General features: G+C 38.5%; 12 protein-coding genes and 1 pseudogene. 2 read left to right on the top strand and 11 right to left on the bottom strand.

All coding sequences use genetic code 11. The features are described from left to right. Positions 1-646 precede the first annotated feature (646 nt). Entirely contained in the window at positions 647-988 is a 342-nt protein-coding gene (locus EG242_RS11050; protein ID WP_124899929.1) for a DUF3024 domain-containing protein, read from the top strand. Positions 989-1,238: 250 nt separating this feature from the next. On the opposite strand, the gene EG242_RS11040 is transcribed toward EG242_RS11050, so the two are convergent. The 11 genes from EG242_RS11040 to EG242_RS15160 form a co-directional block, all read right to left on the bottom strand. Next, entirely contained in the window at positions 1,239-3,452 is a 2,214-nt protein-coding gene (locus EG242_RS11040) for a multicopper oxidase family protein (RefSeq protein WP_397258810.1), read from the bottom strand. 140 nt (positions 3,453-3,592) lie between these two features. Then, complete coding sequence (locus EG242_RS11035) at positions 3,593-4,453, bottom strand: ATP cone domain-containing protein (protein WP_124899928.1); 861 nt, start codon at positions 4,451-4,453, stop codon at positions 3,593-3,595. Positions 4,454-4,475: 22 nt separating this feature from the next. After that, entirely contained in the window at positions 4,476-6,581 is a 2,106-nt protein-coding gene (locus EG242_RS11030) for a heavy metal translocating P-type ATPase (protein ID WP_124899927.1), read from the bottom strand. Between the two features lie 86 nt (positions 6,582-6,667). Next, the gene (locus EG242_RS11025; protein WP_124899926.1) at positions 6,668-7,144 is read right to left on the bottom strand and encodes a heme-binding domain-containing protein; all 477 of its coding nucleotides are present in this window, start codon (positions 7,142-7,144) and stop codon (positions 6,668-6,670) included. A 25-nt stretch (positions 7,145-7,169) separates the two neighbouring features. After that, a complete protein-coding gene (locus tag EG242_RS11020; protein ID WP_124899925.1) occupies positions 7,170-8,744 on the bottom strand; it encodes an efflux RND transporter periplasmic adaptor subunit in 1,575 nt (524 codons plus the stop codon). A 24-nt stretch (positions 8,745-8,768) separates the two neighbouring features. Then, positions 8,769-10,238 (bottom strand): TolC family protein, encoded by a 1,470-nt coding sequence (locus tag EG242_RS11015; protein ID WP_124899924.1) that lies wholly within the window; start codon positions 10,236-10,238, stop codon positions 8,769-8,771. Further along, complete coding sequence (locus EG242_RS11010; protein WP_124899923.1) at positions 10,225-14,079, bottom strand: efflux RND transporter permease subunit; 3,855 nt, start codon at positions 14,077-14,079, stop codon at positions 10,225-10,227. Before EG242_RS11010 ends, EG242_RS11015 begins: the two co-directional genes overlap by 14 nt. A gap of 76 nt (positions 14,080-14,155) precedes the next feature. Continuing rightward, entirely contained in the window at positions 14,156-14,740 is a 585-nt protein-coding gene (locus EG242_RS11005) for a DUF3347 domain-containing protein (RefSeq protein WP_235831903.1), read from the bottom strand. 21 nt (positions 14,741-14,761) lie between these two features. Then, the gene (locus EG242_RS11000; protein WP_124899921.1) at positions 14,762-15,166 is read right to left on the bottom strand and encodes a hypothetical protein; all 405 of its coding nucleotides are present in this window, start codon (positions 15,164-15,166) and stop codon (positions 14,762-14,764) included. Positions 15,167-15,177: 11 nt separating this feature from the next. Continuing rightward, positions 15,178-16,050, bottom strand: coding sequence for a DUF3347 domain-containing protein (locus EG242_RS10995; RefSeq protein ID WP_124899920.1), 873 nt, complete (start codon positions 16,048-16,050; stop codon positions 15,178-15,180). A 720-nt stretch (positions 16,051-16,770) separates the two neighbouring features. Continuing rightward, positions 16,771-17,379 carry a hypothetical protein gene (locus tag EG242_RS15160; RefSeq protein ID WP_262673904.1) on the bottom strand — a complete coding sequence of 203 codons (609 nt, stop codon included), beginning with the start codon at positions 17,377-17,379 and terminating at the stop codon, positions 16,771-16,773. Between the two features lie 227 nt (positions 17,380-17,606). On the opposite strand from EG242_RS15160, the pseudogene EG242_RS10985 reads away from it, so the two are divergent. Further along, positions 17,607-18,344, top strand: a pseudogene (locus EG242_RS10985) (IS91 family transposase); the annotation flags it as partial.

Genomic DNA, 18,344 nt, shown 5'->3' with positions numbered 1-18,344 from the left:
GAAAATACATGCAGCAGAGTATGTGGGGAGCAAAGCTAATTCAACACAACAGCGCTGTCACCCCTTGCTTGACAAGGGGTCGCACAAGTAAAGAAAAGAAAAGCTGACAAATCATCTTAATAAAGTAGATAATGTAAACAACTCAATGTACAACATTCAGAATCTGTGTATATTTCTAAGATATCAACGTAATTTCACGCACAACAAATCAAGTCATAATCTGTGCATCCGTGGGACAAAATCCTTCCAACGATGCCTGAGCCCGCGGTCACTGAGCCCGCGGTTGCTGAGTTAATCGAAGCATCGAAGTGTCGAAGGTACACCCCGCACCAAACATCCAGCACCCATCATATAAACGATTCAACAACTCAACACTTAAACATTTCCCATTTCCGGACAGTGAGCCTTCCGAACTGCCTCATCACAACTTCATTAACATTTAGTATATTTACACCAAACCCTTACACCAAATGCACCACTAGACATTGGTAATAAAACAAACACTTATGAACACTAAAAAACGAATCTATATAGATTTGGACGGAGTCATCCTTGACCTCATCGGACAAATGAACATAGAACTTGGAACTACTTGCAAAATTTGCAGCGATCACCCATTAATATCAGTAGAATTAAAATATAAAGGATGGATAAAAAATTTGATATAACAGCACAGTATTTAAATCACTTTGTCGAACAATTGCGACCACAAGATACAGAAGTTCTAAAACAATTAAATTACGACTTTACTTGGCAGAACAACATTGCTATATTGTATGATATCCGTCCAAAGTGGAACAACCGGGAAGAGACAATAAACAGTGAATTTGCAAAAATACGTTATATTAAATCTACTAGAGAATGGAAACTGTATTGGATGCGTGCCAGTGGAAAATGGGAGTTGTACGAACCTTTCCCAACAAGCAGTAATATTCAACAGTTGTTGCAAATTATAAAAGAAGATGCGTACAGTTGCTTTTTCGGATAAAATAATTTCTCATTTCCCTAATTTCCCACTTAAAATTAAAAACAGAATAAAACAATCCACACGAATCAAAGTATAGCGGTTTCTATCCTTTGGATTGGGCAATCAGCTTCAATTTCTAATTCGTCGATTTCTGTTTCCAGCTTAAAAAGTGTTTGTGTATAAAATTTATTCATTTTGAAGTCTTAAAATTTGGTTTACTAATAGAGATGCCTAAATCTGTCAGATTTAGGCATCATCCAGCTAATACCCTTTAATATGTCAACGCAAGCCCGGCTCCAAAACCCATATCGCTATCGTAGTGAGTACGAATGCCAATGTTTTTATTGATAATATACCTAAGCTCTGCCATGTACTCTAAATCGGTATTGACCATGAAACCTCCCCTTAATCTTTTTGAAATAGGAATATCTTCACGCATTAACTGTAATCTTACAATACCGTCGTGATAAACTTCTGCCTGAAAATTGACCAACATAGGTAAAGTGTACATAAATCCTAAGCTGACCGCTCTACGTGTGTCTTTCTTGTTGGTTTGTCCAAATATGTTTTTTTCATGCTCGTCTTCTCCCATTTTTCGGTAACGATAATCAAAACCGACAAAAGGCATAAACCATTGCATCTTACCAATATACCTTCCCAAATGGGTTTCTACTTCATAGCCGTGCATACTGTTGTATCCTAAACGCCATTCTGTACCTAATGACCATCTTGCATTTTGCAACATCGCTCCACCGTCATTTCCATTCGTTGCAAAGTCGTTTTCAATCATAAAGTGAGGCATATTGCTTTCTCTCTGCAACTTTTTATAGGCTTGCTTTTTGTTGGGTAAATAAGGATTTTCGTAATCATCAACAGCAAAAACCCTGTTCATACCAGACATCATGTGATATAAGATATGACAGTGGAAAAACCAATCTCCCTCTACATTTGCTAAAAACTCTATGGTATCCGTTTCCATTGGCATGATATCCAACACATTTTTAAGTGGTGATTTTTCTCCTTTACCATTGATGACCCTGAAATCAAAACCATGTAAATGCATGGGGTGACGCATCATTGAATTGTTATGAATCGTAATTCTAAGAATTTCTCCTTTTTTTACTGGGATTTTATCAACTTCTGAAAGAATTTTATTATCCATGCTCCATACATAACGGTTCATATTTCCCGTTAGGGTAAATTTTAATTCTTTGATCGGTGCATCCTTGGGAAGTTCAGTATTATATGGTGATTCCAACATTGCATAATTCAACGTTTTGATTTCTCCTAAGGCATTTGCATCGTAACGATTGGCATTATTCTCCATGTTATGTTGGCTATGATCTTCTTTAGCCTCCCCAGTAATTTCAGGGTACATGACCACATTCATATCCATTTTGTTCAGACTCATCTTCATCCCCATATCATCTAGATCACCGTTCATCTTCATCATATCGTTCATCATCTTCATCCCTTCAAAATATTTCAATTTTGGCAGTGGCGAAATGAGTTGTTTGATACCATTACCTACGTAGTAACTTGCCGATTGCGTTCTATCTTCCGTAGTGGCTAAAAATTCATAAGCAACACCATCTTCTGGAATGGTGACTACAATATCGTAAGTTTCAGACACAGCTATAATTAATCGATCTACTTCAACAGGTTCAACATCATTTCCGTCATTTGCTACAACTGTTATTTTACCCCCAGCATATCGTAACCAAAAATAGGATGATGCTCCGCCATTTGAAACTCGCAACCGCACTTTATCGCCTGCTTTTAGTGCTCGTCCATCAACTGTTTTCAAATCTGTGGAATGATTTCCGTTAATTAATATTTTATCATAATACACATCACTAACGTCCATCGCCAACATACGTTTCCATTCGTTGGTCAGTTTTGTTTTAAAATGTCCCTCTTTAATTGCTTCCGCATAAGATTGTGTTGCATTTTTTTTAATAGCCGCCCAATCATTGGCATTATGCAACATCCGATTGATGTTATTAGGATTAAGGTTGGTCCATTCGCTTAAAATGATGGGAACAGTAGGCAAATCATCGATTCCTTTTCTAAAGGTTTTATCATCGTCTTTTTTCTTCAAAATGAGACTGCCATACATTCCAATCTGTTCTTGTAAACCAGAATGAGAATGATACCAATGAGTTCCATGCTGGATAATCGGAAAACGATAGGTATATGTAGCACCTGCCTCGATTGGCTTTTGTGTAAGCCAAGGCACTCCGTCTTCTTTGTTAGGCAGGAATATTCCGTGCCAGTGTAACGAGGTGCTTTCCTTTAATTGGTTATGAACCACAATTTCAGCCGTATCTCCTTCTGTAAAGGTGAGTGTAGGCATTGGTATTTGCCCATTAACAGCAATCGCTCTTTTTTCTTTGCCCGCATAGTTTACCAATGTGTCTTTTACATAAAGATCATACTTTACGACTTTCCCTCCCTTGATATCTTTTTTGGAAAGAACAGGAATAACCTTTTGATCTTTATCCTCTGGTAAATGCCCTGTTTGAGCATGAATACCTAGATGAATCAACATGAATGCTGATAGCAATGTGTATATTTTAATTTTCATTTGAATGTTTTTTATTAATACTTGACAAACCCTTTGACTTAATCTGTGTTATATTTATTTTTTCTGCATAAATTAGTAGACTCCTTCATAATATCGGGTATTCTACTTTCGTCAATACCCAGACTCTTTAATATATCGGCATTCAGGCTTCTACAAAGAACAACACCCATGTCCAGAAGCTTTTGTTTCTCTTTTTTTAACAACGACACTATGGCTGTAATCGGATGCAATCCCAATTTGTCAATTCTGTCTCTCAAACCATTATTAAGTGGAAAATCCCAAGACATCATCTTTAAATTAGAACAGTTACCATAGGTAATAGCATCTGTAGAAAATCTAGTGTTGGTCACGAGCCATCCAAAAAACATCTTTGACGAATCGAAACTTTCTTCTTTCCAAATGTTTTCTATATCCCAAAATCTTGCCCGAACATACAACGAGTGCTGTATACTACAGTATATCCTGTTTGTCGAATGAAACTTACATTCCATCATATTCAATTCCGATATATTTTCTGCAATTACATCCACCTCGTGCTCCACACATTTGCCTGACACGGAAACTCCTGTTTTTACGGAATACCCTTCTGCAATAAAAAGCGAGCCGACATATTTTTCAAAGGGAAATCCCGAAGGTCCTAATGCAAAGATTGCATTCTTAAGGTTATATCTCCCTGCCATGGATTTATCCATCCTCTTCAGGTTATCAAATACAGATTTGTAGATTTTTTTTGTTGGGATACCTTCATAAAGTATTTTATACGTTTGCTGTAAAATCAAGGAGATATTCTGTTCTTCAGCTCCCACTTTGCGTAGAACTCTTATGATCTTATTCGGATCAAAAGACACGATACGTCCATCACTTTTGGTTACCATTATTTGCGATACGGTATTTTCCATTTCGAGTTATAATTTTAATCTTCTATTTCCTATTCAGTTTTAGTAAGGTTGCATTAAATGCTACAACGATGGTACTAGCGCTCATTAAAACAGCTCCCATAGCTGGACTTAACATGAAATTCGGATACAGAATACCTGCTGCCAGTGGAATTGCGATGACATTATAACCTACTGCCCATATCAGATTTTGTATCATTTTTCTGTAGGTTCGCTTTCCAAAATCTATCATTTTGACAACATCTCTAGGATCACTGTTTACTAGAATGATATCAGCTGTTTCGGCAGCCACATCTGTTCCGGATCCCACAGCGATTCCGACATTAGCCTGTGCCAATGCAGGTGCATCATTGACCCCGTCACCAGTCATAGCAACAATTTCACCTTTCGCTTGAAATTCTTTTACTTTTTCCTGTTTATGATGTGGCAGGACATTCGCTAAAAATCCATCCATTCCTAATTTATTGGAAACCGATGCCGCAATTTTTTCATTATCACCGGTTAGAAGAAATGATTTTATTCCCATTTCTTTAAGTTGACGTATGGCATCTTGGGATCCTTCTCTTATACGATCTGCAAGGGTAATGATACCGATCACCTTACCTTCAATGAATACATAGTTTATAGTTTCTGTGTCCTGATCAATTTCCGAAGGGATCGTTGGTTTCTCAATTTTGTTTTCCGTAAAATAATTTGGCCCAGCAGCTACAACTTCTTTCCCATTTACCGTGCCTTTAACACCTATTCCCTGCATGTATTGGAAATGATCAGACTTCCATAATTGAAGCTCTTTTTCTTTGAGAAGTTTTATCATCCCCTTTGCAATGTGGTGCTCAGAGTTTTGCTGCACAGCGGCGGCATACTGGATGATCTCATCTTCGGTAAAACTGTCTAAAGGAATGACTCTTTGCACAGCATGAGAACCCTCTGTCAATGTCCCCGTTTTATCAAAAATAATGGTCGTTAAATTACGGGTAATTTCAAATGCTGTCCGGTTCCGTATAAGTAGTCCATTGGTTGCTGATAGCGTAGTCGAAATAGCGACTACTAAAGGAATCGCTACTCCTAAAGCATGGGGACATGCAGTGACCATTAAAGTTACCATTCTTTCTAATGCGAATGCCATATCTCCACTTGAATTATACCAATAAACAAATGTTCCTACACCGACTCCAATTGCAATAAAAGTAAGCCATTTGGCAACTTTATCTGCCAGGTTTTGTGTATTCGACTTTGCACTTTGCGCATCTTGCACAAGATTGATCACCTTGTTTAGATAGGTGTCTTTTCCGACTCCTGTCGCTTTTATTTTTAGCGCTCCATCCCCGTTTATGGCTCCAGCTATAACCGTTGATTTGGCTTCCTTTTTCACTGGAACACTTTCCCCTGTAAGCATACTTTCGTTTACATAAGAAAGACCATCAATAACATCTCCATCTGCTGGTACTTTCTCTCCGGGTTTGATAATAACAATATCGTTGTTAACCAATTCTTCCAACTTTATTTTCACAGCTTCACCGTCTCGTTCCACCGTTACTTCATTTGGCAAAAGCGCTACCAAAGTTTGAAGAGCTCTGGATGCTGCCATTTGCGAAAGCATTTCCAACCAGTGGCCAAGCAACATAATTACGATCAGCGTTGCCAGTTCCCAATAGAAATCCATACCCTGAAGACCAAATACTACTGCCGTAGAGTAAAAATAAGCCACTGAAATAGCAATTGCTACTAGGGTCATCATCCCAATGGCTTTTGCCTTAATTTCTCCAATCATCCCTTTTAAGAACGGCATACCACCATACAGATAAATCAAAGTCCCAAGGGCAAAAAGCACGTATTTGTCACCAGTAAATTTCAGATTGAATCCAAACCACTCTTGGATCATGTGTGAAAGCGCAAGAATAGGTATGGTAATAATTAAACTTATCCAAAATCTTTTCAGGAAATCAGGTGTATGATGACCTTCATGTTTATCATGTTGGTCTGCTGAACCCTGATGTTCCCCGTGTTTATGATGGCTGTGATTGTGACCACTAGTTTTTCCAAAGGGAACTAAAGCCATTCCACATAATGGACATTTCCCCGGCTCATCTTTGAGAACTTGAGGGTGCATTGGGCATGTGTATTTTTTCATAATAATAGTTTTAAAAATATTTCATTGGTGGTAAATTGAACAGGTGAGTAGAAGGCTCTACCTGTTCAATTAATATCCTAAATTTACTAATTATCTGTTAATGAATTAAAGTAATCAACCAACAGCTTCTTATCTTCCATGCTCAAACGAGCACCCTCATGCATCCATAAATAAGAGGTTAATGGCATTTTATCTTGTTCAATTTGCTTGGTAATTTGCGTAAATTTTGAATTTAGTCTCCGGGAACCATAAGAAGGTAATTCATCAAAGTTCAACTTTTCCTTTCCATCTTTTATATGCTTATCCATGAACCAAGCCATGGGCTGAATCTCACTGTACCAAGGATAATCCGTGTTGTTGCTGTGACAATCATAACAAGAAACAGCCAAAATAGCATTAACCTGTTCACTAACTTTAAAAGTATCAACAAAAGCTTTTCCCGCTGGAATGGCTGCTGTATTCTTTTGAGGTCTTACTAGCTGAATTAATATTAAAACAGCTAGCAAAACCATTAGGATTAGTTTTGATTTAGAGATTGCATTTTTTTTTCTCGTACCTTCCATAACGAACTAATTAGATTACTAATGCTTAACGAGCATACAAACAACAACTCGGTAAACCATCATAAGTCGCTTTAGAAGCCTTGTCCAATTCGGTGTCATGACCGACATTGGCAATGGCTTTGCTTATGGCACCCTTAGAGGTGACTTTTGAATTGAAATCCAAATGGATGATTTTGGCTTTTACGTCCCAATTTGCTGAAATCACTCCTTTAACACCTTTCGCTGCTTTTTCGATTCGGCTTTTGCACATCTCACAATTTCCGGAGACTTTTAACATGTCGTGTGTTTTAACAACGCTACTTTCCATATCATCGTGTTCGGTTTCTATCGGTGACTGATCATTGTTCATCATACTGACTTTACCTTCAAGTTGTGCACTTGCATCTACCGTGAAAGCCCCCTTTGTGACAATTTCCTCACCATTTTCTAATCCCGATAAAACAGCGTATTGGTCACCTAATGAAGGTCCCAAAATAATCTCCCGAAGTTTAAAGGCTGGCGTTGATGTATTTGGTTGTTTGACGTATACGATCGAACGCTTTCCTGTCCATAGAACTGCTGACTTAGGAATGACTATCTCCTTACCCTTTCCTTTCAAAGGAGCTGAAATATGCCCTGTAGCATACATCTCAGGTTTTAGATTACGGTCTCTATTATCAGCTTCAACTCTAATCTTTGCAGTTCTAGAGGTTGCATCAATGATTGGATTAATAAAAGCTATGCGACCCTTATATATTTTTCCAGGTAGGCTCTGTAAGCTATATTCCAACTGATCGCCAACTTTCAAAAAAGGTAAGTCGGTTTCATAAGCATCAAAAATTGCCCACAGTTTTGAAAGATTCGTAATGGTATATAACACACTACCTTGGTTAATGTAATCGCCCTGATTCACATTTTTTGTTAAAACAACACCACTAGTACTAGCGTGGATATTTACATAGGGGGAAACGGTTTTAGATTGTAGAATCTTATTTATTTGGTCTTCTGACACTTTCCATAAACGCAGCTTTTCTTTAGCTGCATCAAGTAATAAGGGTTGCATATCTTGCAATTTTGCTGCTTCCAGCAGTTCCTGTTGTGCTGTCAATAAATCAGGGGAATAAATCCTGGCTATCAATTGACCTTCCTTAACCGACTCACCGGTAAAGGTTACATATAGATTCTCAATACGGCCATTGACGTGGGAAGTCTGGGATTGCTGTAAGCGTTCATCCACTTGAATGGTGCCGTACAATTGTACATCCTTGACAGCGTCCTGATGCCCAACCATGGAAGTTTGGATATTTGCCAATGCGATAGCCTCTTTTGACATCTGAATCGCATCATCGTCAACCACATCATCTCCGCCTCCAGATGTTTTCAGTGGGATCAGATCCATTGCACATAGCGGACATTTACCCGGTTTATTCATCTTGATCTGTGGGTGCATAGAGCATGTCCATACGGTAGCTCCGTCCTCAGTTACCTCCATTTCAAGATCATGACCATGATCATGGGACTCATTGCCCCCAAATATTGCCCAGCCGAGTAGTAATCCAGCCAGCAGAATAGCTCCGTAAGTTACTACCTTATTTCTAAGTATATTTTTCAGTTTATTCATTACTAATAATTTTGAATAGTTTCGTTATTTATTGTCTGCTAATAATTTCTTAATTGACACAACCATCGTGTTATAATTCGCAATAGCTTCTGCTTTTTTAAGTTGATAGTCCAACAATTGTCGCTGTACCTGAATGACATTTGTTAGATCACTTTTGCCAGTTATAAACTCTTTTACAATTAAGTTATAAGTCGTTTGGGCAAGAGTTGTCTGCTTGTCATATAATTGCACCACCCGTTCTGCATCATCCAATTGGCTTTTGAAGCTATAATACTCGCTTTTTAGGATGTTGAAGGTGTTTTTAAAGTTTTCTTCACTTGATTTTCGCCATAGTTCGCTTTCCTTTTGTTGAGCGTTGTACTTTTTACGGAAGAGTGGCAAGCTCACAGAAACCATGGGCATAATCATATCTTTTCCATTCATACCTTCCATTGCAAGCATCATGTTATTGGTTTTCCCAACAACCATATATTCAACACCGATACCAATCATGGGATAACTCATTTTTCTATCCATCTCAGCTTTAGCTTTGAAAGCCAAACCTTCTTCTGAAATCATTCCAAGCATAGGGTTGTTTTGCTCAATAGTGGCCAACGCTTCTTTTTCGCTGTATAAGAAGCCTACTTTTTGAATCTCCTTACCCAACACAACTTCTTCAGTGGCCTCTCTATTTAACAATGCGTTGAATTTTGCTTTTTCAGCTTTGATTTGAGAATAAAGGCTTTCAATATTGTTTTCAATTTCAGCAATCTCCAATTGAATCCGGAGTACCTCCGACATACCTGAGCCTGAACCACCCGACATTCCACCCATTCCAGCTCCGGACGACATATTCATGCTAGGGGTAGTAGCTGGAGCACTTGTCGAACTGCTTCCCATATTCATTCCACCCATACCTGATGAGGCGGTGGATCTAGAAGGAGATGAAGAAACCTTACTGGTAACGGTCGGAGTTGCATTTGGCTGGGCGGTGTTAGATGGCGCAGAAAACTTCCTTAAAGCCAATTGTTCCAATTGATCTAATATTTTTTTATTTTCCTCATTATTGTGTAACTGTTCGTTAAGTTTTTGCATCGTGTACCATTGAGTGCTGACTTGCAGAATCAGATTATTTACCGCTTCCTGATATTGCTGATCTTGCATATTGGCCATATGCGTTGCTTCTATACGGGCTGCTTTTCTTGTACCAAACCAAGGAAACATCTGCATCAAACTGACATTCCCAAAGGAGCGACCACCAACAATATCCATGGGCATGGTGTATGCTTCCAAAGATAGTTCCGGATCCTGAAAAGCTCCCGCTTGCGGGATCTTTTCAAGGAAGGCCTCATGCGCTAAGCTTTGTGACTTTACGCCTGGGTTATTTTCTATCGCAACCTTTATGTAGTGTGATAGTGAATCGTTCGTTTGCTCCTGAGCGAAAGCATTCGAAAAGAAACCTAGCCCTACAAACAGGATCGTAACTATATATATATGTGTGTTATTCGTTTTCATCAGTTATTTGATTTTTATTTTTAGACCTGTTTTCCTTTCTAATGACCGATTCTCTCCACCAACATTGAAATACAGGAACCACAAACATGGTCATGGATTGAATCAACATTCCTCCGAACGTTGGGATCGCCATCGGTATCATTATTTCTGCTCCCTTTCCAGTAGATGTTAACACTGGTAGAAGTGCGATTAATGCGGTAGCAGTAGTCATCGCTGCGGGTCTCACACGTTTTAATCCAGCATATATAACAGCTTCCCTAATCTCTTCTTTTGATCTTGGGTTTCGGGCGACAAAAGTATCGTGTATGTATGTTCCCATCAAAACACCGTCACTCGTAGCTAATCCAAACAAAGCGATGAAACCCACCCAAACTGCTATACTAAGATTGACACTATGCATTTGAAATAGATCCCTCATGTTCATGCCACCAACGGAAAAATCCATGAACCATGGCTGTCCATACAGCCATAACAATATAAAACCTCCTGCAAGCGCTACAAATACACCTGAAAAATGTATTAAGGAAGCAGTAATTGTTCGGAATTGGAAGTATAGAATTAGCAAAATGGCTAATAAACTCATCGGCACAATGAGTAACAGGCGTTTCGACGCACGTTCTTGTTGCTCATAATTACCTGCAAAAACATAAGTCACTCCCTTTGGCAAAGTCAATTCCCCAGAAGCTATTTTTTCCTTTAAGAGATTATCCGCTTCACGCACAACCTCTACTTCAGCTTTTCCACTTATTTTGTCAAATATGACGTAGCCTATCAAAAACGTATTTTCACTTTGAATCATTTGAGATCCCTTCGCGTATTCAATGTCCACAACATCACCCAACGGTATTTGTATACCCGTAGCTGTAGGTATGATTATTTTCCGTAAGGCATCAGGATCATCTCTTAATTCACGGGGATATCGTAAACGAACTGGAAAACGCTCCCTGCCTTCAACTGTACTCGTCAATGACATACCGCCTATGGCTGCACTAATCACTTCTTGAAGGTCTGCTACTGTAATGCCATACCTAGCCATTTTGTCTCGGTTTAGGTGCAATTCAATATAAGGTGCACCTACTGCACGGTCATAGAAGACAGTGGATGGCATGATTGATGGAATATCTTTCAAAGCAGTTTCCAAAGCTTTACCTCCTGCTTCTATCGACTCAAGATCGGGACCAGATACCTTTAACCCCATAGGAGCCCTCATACCAGTGGATAGCATCACCATTCTAGCTTCTATGGGCTGTAGTTTTGGTGCAGAAGTCAAACCAGGTAAGTGAGAAACATTAACAATTTCCTGCCAAATGTCGTCTGCCGTTTTGATTTCGGGACGCCATTGTCGGAAAAACTTACCACTCTTGTCTGCTATTAGACTATCTCGTGGAATTTGTCTAAATCCCTGATCAAGATGGTACGTATCTCCATTAATCAGTTCAAAGTGTCCATCTTTATTTGTTTTAAAACGCTCTCGATGCCCATTTTTATCTAAAATATATTCCGGCATATAATTGATCGTGTTTTCAAACATTTGGGTCGGTGCTGGGTCAAGAGCAGAGTTTACACGTCCCCATTTACCGACTGTGATTTCAACCTCTGGGATATTTTGAATACGTTTGTCCAAGGTTCGGATAAATTGCAGGTTTTGTTCAATGCCAGTATGTGGCATACTTGTCGGCATTAGCAAGAAAGAGCCTTCATTTAAACTTGGCATAAATTCCTCTCCAATTCCTGGGAACGTTTCGGTTGATTTCTGCCAGAAAGTAGTTTCCTTAAACGACTTCCATCCGATAGTTTCGAATCCTTTTGCTACAAAGCCGAAGCTTCTTTCCGTACCCATCCAAGACAACAATCCGAATACTAAGGTTATAAGTGGAATGGCCATAAACTTCCACCGATTGGCAAGTGACCAACGCAAAATCTGTTCGTAGTAAATTACCAATACCCATAACATGCCCAAGATTATTCCGATTGAGAGGAAAACGAACACAAAGTTTAGTGGCATACTGGCTTGCGTACCGAGCGGTAACCATTCTACCGTCAAGTAATACATCGCTACAAAAAGCGTAATTGCTACATTGATGTAGTTAGCAAATTTTTCCCCTTTCCAATTCGGTGTAAATAGATTATTTATTCCGATCAAGGTCAATGCAAATGCTACAGAAACACCCGAGTATATCCAAAGTCCAATACCTGCTGCCACTAAGAAATAATTCGCAACTTGTCGCAACTTTTTGCTATTTAATCTGATTGAATAAACATAATAAGCAAGGGTAGGTAATACAATGATTCCCAGTATAAAAGCTGAAGTTAAAGCAAAAGTCTTAGTATAAGCCAAAGGTTTAAACAGTTTGCCTTCTTGTGCTTCCATCATAAAGACAGGTAAAAAACTGATGATTGTAGTCAGCATAGCGGTAGACAGTGCTCCCGACACTTCGGATACAGCTTTGGTAATTAAGCTTATAAATGCTTTTCCACGGCTTTCAATACCCTTAGCACGTTCTTCATCCATATACCTGAGGATACTTTCTATAAAGACGATCCCAACATCGACCATAACCCCGATAGCAATCGCTATCCCCGAAAGAGCCACGATATTTGCCTCTACACCCATTTGCCTCATGATAATGAATGTGACTAACACACCAATTGGTAGGATACTTGAGATCAAGATAGATGCGCGTAGATTGATGACCAATACGATGACAACGATAATACAAATCAGTATTTCATGAGCTAATGCATTTTCTAAAGTTCCGATTGTTTCCTGAATTAATCCTGAGCGGTCATAGAAAGGAACTACCGTTACTTTGGAAATTGTACCATCCGCCAATGTTTTTTGAGGAAGACCTGCTTCCATTTGTTTGATTTTTGCCTTAACATTATTTATTACCTCCATTGGATTTGCTCCATATCGAGCAACGACTACACCTCCAACAGCCTCGATACCTTCCTTATCCAGTCCTCCACGTCGTGTACTTGGCCCTAAGTTCACATACCCTACATCTTTGATTTTTACGGGCATGTTATTTCTTACGGTTATAACAGCATCTTCCAGGTCTTTAACACTTTTGATATAACCTAATCCGCGTACTAAGTATTCAGCTTTGTTTATTTCGATCGTTTCTGCACCAATATCAAGGTTGCTGTTTTGAATTGCAGACATAATATCCATTACGGACACATTATAAGCACGCATTGCGTCAGGCTTGATATCAACCTGATATTCTTTCACAAATCCACCAATGGAAGCAACTTCCGAAACTCCTTCTGATGCCGCTAAGTTATACTTGGCGTAGAAATCCTGAATTGTACGCAATTCATCAGGATCCCAGCCGCCAGTAGGTTCACCCGTTTCAGGGTTACGTGCTTCTAATGTATACCAATAGACCTGTCCTAATGCTGTAGCATCCGGCCCCAGTGAAGGTATAACTCCGGTTGGAAGTGTGCCCGCAGGTAATGAATTTAGTTTTTCTAATATTCGGGAACGGCTCCAATAAAATTCGACATCTTCCTCGAATATGATATAAAGGAATGACATTCCGAACATAGAACTGCTTCGAATTGTTTTTACTCCAGGAATTCCCAGAAGGGATGTCGTTAGGGGATAAGTGATTTGTTCTTGGATATCTTTAGGAGATCTCCCCATCCATTCTGTTGCTACAATCTGCTGGTTGTCGCCGATGTCTGGAATAGCGTCTACCGAAACGGGATCGCTTGGCAAAAGGTTTTGATGCCAATTAAAGGGGGCTGTAATTAGTCCCCAAGTGATTAATACAATCAGCAATAGAATGGTAATCAATCTATTATTAAGAAAGTATTTAATAATATTATTAAACATACATATACAGTTTTGACATATTAATTTAGCATACAGATTATCATTGAAACCTGCATGCTAAAAAATCTTTGATTTACTATATTTCTTCTTGGATCTCTCCACATGTAATCATTTCTTCTCCGTAGTATGGATTTTTGATTTCCTTACTATCACTCAGCCAATAAGCTCCTTTGTTGTCATTATACATCGGGCAAAAGACTTTATATAAAGGCTTTTCGGTAGTAAATGTCTTTGCTATATCGTAGAAATCCTTGCTCAGTATCACTAAATGCTCACGTTGGTGAGCGATATTGCCAATATTGTCAGCAATATGTTCTGCATGTTCTTTAATGTCCGAAGCAATATCTTTATAGGTTGCCTTGTCTTCGGCACTGAATCCATCTGATTTGATTTTTGAAAGGGCTTCTAGCATTCCTTTGGATGCATTAGCGGCTTCTTTATCATTATCTGACGACAATGCAAATGTGAGATGTTGGTAGTGAGAAAACAATTCAGAAAAATTGCCCTGTTCAGGGTTTTCTGTACTGTTAGCTGAAGGTGTCGTTTCAGTTACAGGAGCAGAAGTTTGCTCTGTACTTGCGGTTTTTTTCTCTGTATTTCCGTTACATGCTGTTAAAGCCAGTATTGATGAGGCGATTAAGCCTAAAAATAAATGTTTCATTGTCATGATTTTTGTTAATTGTTAAAACTGTTTTATATAATTTGTAAATGTTGCTTTATTTTCAAAATAGGAAACCTCTCCATTATTACCCGTAATAGCTATCAGCGCAGCTGCTTTATCTACATGCTTTTTTGAAAAAGGGTCAATTGCGACACGAACCGATTCATCCTTAGGTATACGTTCTTTACACATTTGGCAACAACCATAATATGTCTTTCCTTCAAACTCTACTTCGAATTGCTTCTTACCCATGTATTCATTATTTACCATGCAAACCAAATCATTAGGCACGATATCCCCTTTGTTAAAAACATTTGGATTGCTATCCATTACGTTTTGCTCTTTCTTTTTCGAGGTTTCATTGGAGTTTCCGCTACAAGAAGTTAGTGTAGCTAAAATCATCAAAGCGAATAAAATAATCTTCATATTGTGATTAATTATTTGATAGTTTCAATAATATTTCCACATGTCAGCATCTTATTGCCGTAATATGGGTTTTTAACCGCTTCTTCCTTGCTTAACCAATTTGCACCTTTACCACTATTATACATTGGGCAATGCTGATAGTAAACAGGTGTTTCTTGCTTTGATACTTTGGTTAACTCATACATATATTTAGACAGCAATGCAAAGGCTTCCCTTTGTTTTGAAATATCTTTGGTTGCGGCAATATTTCCAGCATTGTCCGTTAAATCTTTCAATGCCTTCATCCAAACGGCATGTTCTTCGTTTGAAAGTTTTGTCATTTCTACCGCTTTAATTGCTTTTACCAGTTCAGCGGCCTTTGCAAATGAATTACCTGCATCGGTTTTCACCAACGCATCTTTTACCAAGTAATAATTATCGAAAACAGCTTTTAACTGTTGTCCCTCTTGAGCGGCAGTAACTTTTGTTTGGTTCATATCGTTATGGCCTTTATGCTCATTATGCATCAGCATATCCGCATCTTTAGCTTTTACAACTGGCTTAGCCACTCGATCATATTGGCAACATTCAGGCAATTTGGTATATACATCATCAGGAGCTAAGAAGTTGTCACTGTCGTACCCTGCTAAAGCAATACGTTTAAGTATTTCATCTTGATTCGTTTTATTAGCATCATAAGTAAACGTAGCCATTTTAGTATCTTCATTCCATTCTACGTTGGCTACTTTGTTCACGTTACCAGCTTTTTCGATATTGGCTTTACACATATCGCAATTGCCATATATTTTTACGGTTTCTGTTTTCGCATTTTTGATTTGCGCAAAACTGTTCATGGATGATAGTAATACGACGATTACCATCACTATTTTTGATAATGATTTCATTTTGAAAATTTTAGATAATTAAGATATAAGATGAGTGTCGAAAACTGTATTTAGTTCTCGACAAGACCTACCTGTGGCTATCAAGCCATAGTTTTAACCTATTTTAGGCGGTTGCCAAATGGAATAAACCCCTGAAGAATAATAGGGTTGTTTATAGAATGAGTATGATTTTTCGTTCTTAAAAAAGAAAATGTTATGAGAATATTTAAGATTCTGAATGCAGTGTGTAGGAGAAGAATTGTGACAGGATTTTGCATCACAAGCTCCTGAACAACCGGAATCGCCCTCGCTATCTTTGCAACAGTTCTTTTTACAAGCCTGTTTACTTTGATGATCAGAAGAATGATCGCAACAAGACTTATCTTTTTTAACGATTTCGGTTTTATGAGATGAGCATGCCAAAGCCTCTCCTGGAATTAGAAAAACCCCCAGTAAGCATATACTTAAGAATATCTTTAGTAAGTTAGACATATACCTTGCTTATAATAAGCTTCATCGCTATGCAAATTTATACTATTTTTTTATAAGAATCCTTTTTTTTAATAAATATGTGCGTAAGGAACGATAATTATATTATCAAACCCTATAATACTTAGGTATTGATTTCTTTATTTCAGGAATTGTCTGTTTCATCTGCTGTTCAGTTTCACCATCGGATGTAACGGTTAACACTTATCCTTGCTAGCTGTATCAACTTTCCAATAAATGTTGGATTCAGTTTTATTTCTGCACCAAATGCTGTAAGTCAGGATCATTTTTGATACGTTCTAATTCCTTTTCTACAATCTGAACGATGTCCTGTTTTATCTGTTTATAATTGTTTTCTATTTCTTGCTTCATATTGTCTGTCCCATTTTCATCAACAAAGAATAAAATTTCTGGTATCTTTTGATAAGCTTTGGTTTCTGCGGCAACCTTATCATTATCGACAACTATTTCAGCATGAAAGATTTTTTGATCGATACGTTCCTCAAAGTTATCCGAAACAGCACCGACAAACATACCTTGTGTGAGTGTAGAAATTTTAGAAGCTGGGATCAAACTGTCTAATTGTGTAGAAATAGAAGTTGATGTATCATTTCTATTGATCGATATGCTTTGCCGTTTTTGCAATACTTTACCGAAACGTTCTGAAAGACTTTTTGCAGTTTCTCCAACTACCTGACCACCTATATTACCTGCGGCAGAACCTGCTCCGGCACTTGCTATATTTCCGGCTTTCATTGCTGTCTGATTTACATTTCGTGTAAAGTTTCCTGCACCTCCGGCCTGAATAATCCAACCTGTTACGGTAGGTATCGTAAAGTATCCGATAATGCCGATGATCATAAATATGATGTACACGGTATTACTGGTATCGGGGATATAACTCGGATCGGCGAGCATCTCAATATCCCGCTCCAATATGAGTGATTGTATCCTTGCAAGCATGGAACTGAACAGATCTGAAACCGGTAGCCAGAGATACACACTGACGTACCTAGTGAGCCACTGTGTGAGCGTACTCTGAAAGCCATCCCATACGGAAATCGCAAAGGCGATTGGTCCGAGTATGGAAAGGACACAAACGCGAAGAATGGATTCAGGCTCGCGAACAAGATTTATTACCTTGTTCGTATTATCATTTGGTGTTTACCTTGCCTGATACGCTTAATGGTTTAGCCATCTCGCATCCTCAAATCATGTATAGAATACTATTTGAAGCAACTTGGGCTACGTTGTCTCAATTTGGAAAAACGGAAGGATTGCAATTAGGAATGATCGCCATTCTGCATACATGGGGACAAAATTTAAGTTTGCATCCGCACTTGCACTGCATTATTCCAGGTGGGGGAATTGGAGCAAATGGCAATTGGAAACGCAAGATAAAAACCGATAAATATTTGTTTGCAGTAAAAGCTTTGAGTAAGGTTTTTCGGGCCAAATATGTAGCATTGTTGCGCAAAGAAAAATTAGTAGATCCTCAACTCTTACAAGGTTTGTTTGAAAAGAATTGGGTGGTTTATGCCAAGCGTCCTTTTGGTGGACCCAAGCAAGTGATTGAATATTTAGGCAGATATACCCACAAAGTTGCGATAAGCAATCATCGGATAAAGAACATAACCGAACAAGAAGTTACCATCAACTATAAAGATTATAAAGACGGAAGTAAAACCAAGCAACTCACCTTAAAAAACGAAGAGTTCACAAGGCGATTTAGCTTACATATTTTGCCCAAACGTTTTGTGCGCATCCGTCATTACGGCATAGTAACTAGCCGTTGGAAACGTGGCAAACTGCAACAATTACAACAA

It is taken from the genome of Paenimyroides viscosum, assembly GCF_003858535.1.
Classification (GTDB): Bacteria; Bacteroidota; Bacteroidia; order Flavobacteriales; family Flavobacteriaceae; genus Flavobacterium; species Flavobacterium viscosum.
The sequence above is the reverse complement of the archived record's forward strand: the minus strand, read 5'-3'. Positions and strand labels throughout refer to the sequence as shown.

Excerpts from the sequence above, each read along its gene's own strand:
- EG242_RS10995 (WP_124899920.1), bottom strand. The coding sequence starts at position 16,050 with ATGAAATCATTATCAAAAATAGTGATGGTAATCGTCGTATTACTATCA.
- EG242_RS11015 (WP_124899924.1), bottom strand. The coding sequence starts at position 10,238 with ATGAAAACGAATAACACACATATATATATAGTTACGATCCTGTTTGTA.
- EG242_RS11000 (WP_124899921.1), bottom strand. The coding sequence starts at position 15,166 with ATGAAGATTATTTTATTCGCTTTGATGATTTTAGCTACACTAACTTCT.
- EG242_RS11030 (WP_124899927.1), bottom strand. The coding sequence starts at position 6,581 with ATGAAAAAATACACATGCCCAATGCACCCTCAAGTTCTCAAAGATGAG.
- EG242_RS11050 (WP_124899929.1), top strand. The coding sequence starts at position 647 with ATGGATAAAAAATTTGATATAACAGCACAGTATTTAAATCACTTTGTC.
- EG242_RS15160 (WP_262673904.1), bottom strand. The coding sequence starts at position 17,379 with ATGATCATCGGCATTATCGGATACTTTACGATACCTACCGTAACAGGT.
- EG242_RS11035 (WP_124899928.1), bottom strand. The coding sequence starts at position 4,453 with ATGGAAAATACCGTATCGCAAATAATGGTAACCAAAAGTGATGGACGT.
- EG242_RS11020 (WP_124899925.1), bottom strand. The coding sequence starts at position 8,744 with ATGAATAAACTGAAAAATATACTTAGAAATAAGGTAGTAACTTACGGA.
- EG242_RS11025 (WP_124899926.1), bottom strand. The coding sequence starts at position 7,144 with ATGGAAGGTACGAGAAAAAAAAATGCAATCTCTAAATCAAAACTAATC.
- EG242_RS11010 (WP_124899923.1), bottom strand. The coding sequence starts at position 14,079 with ATGTTTAATAATATTATTAAATACTTTCTTAATAATAGATTGATTACC.
- EG242_RS11005 (WP_235831903.1), bottom strand. The coding sequence starts at position 14,740 with ATGAAACATTTATTTTTAGGCTTAATCGCCTCATCAATACTGGCTTTA.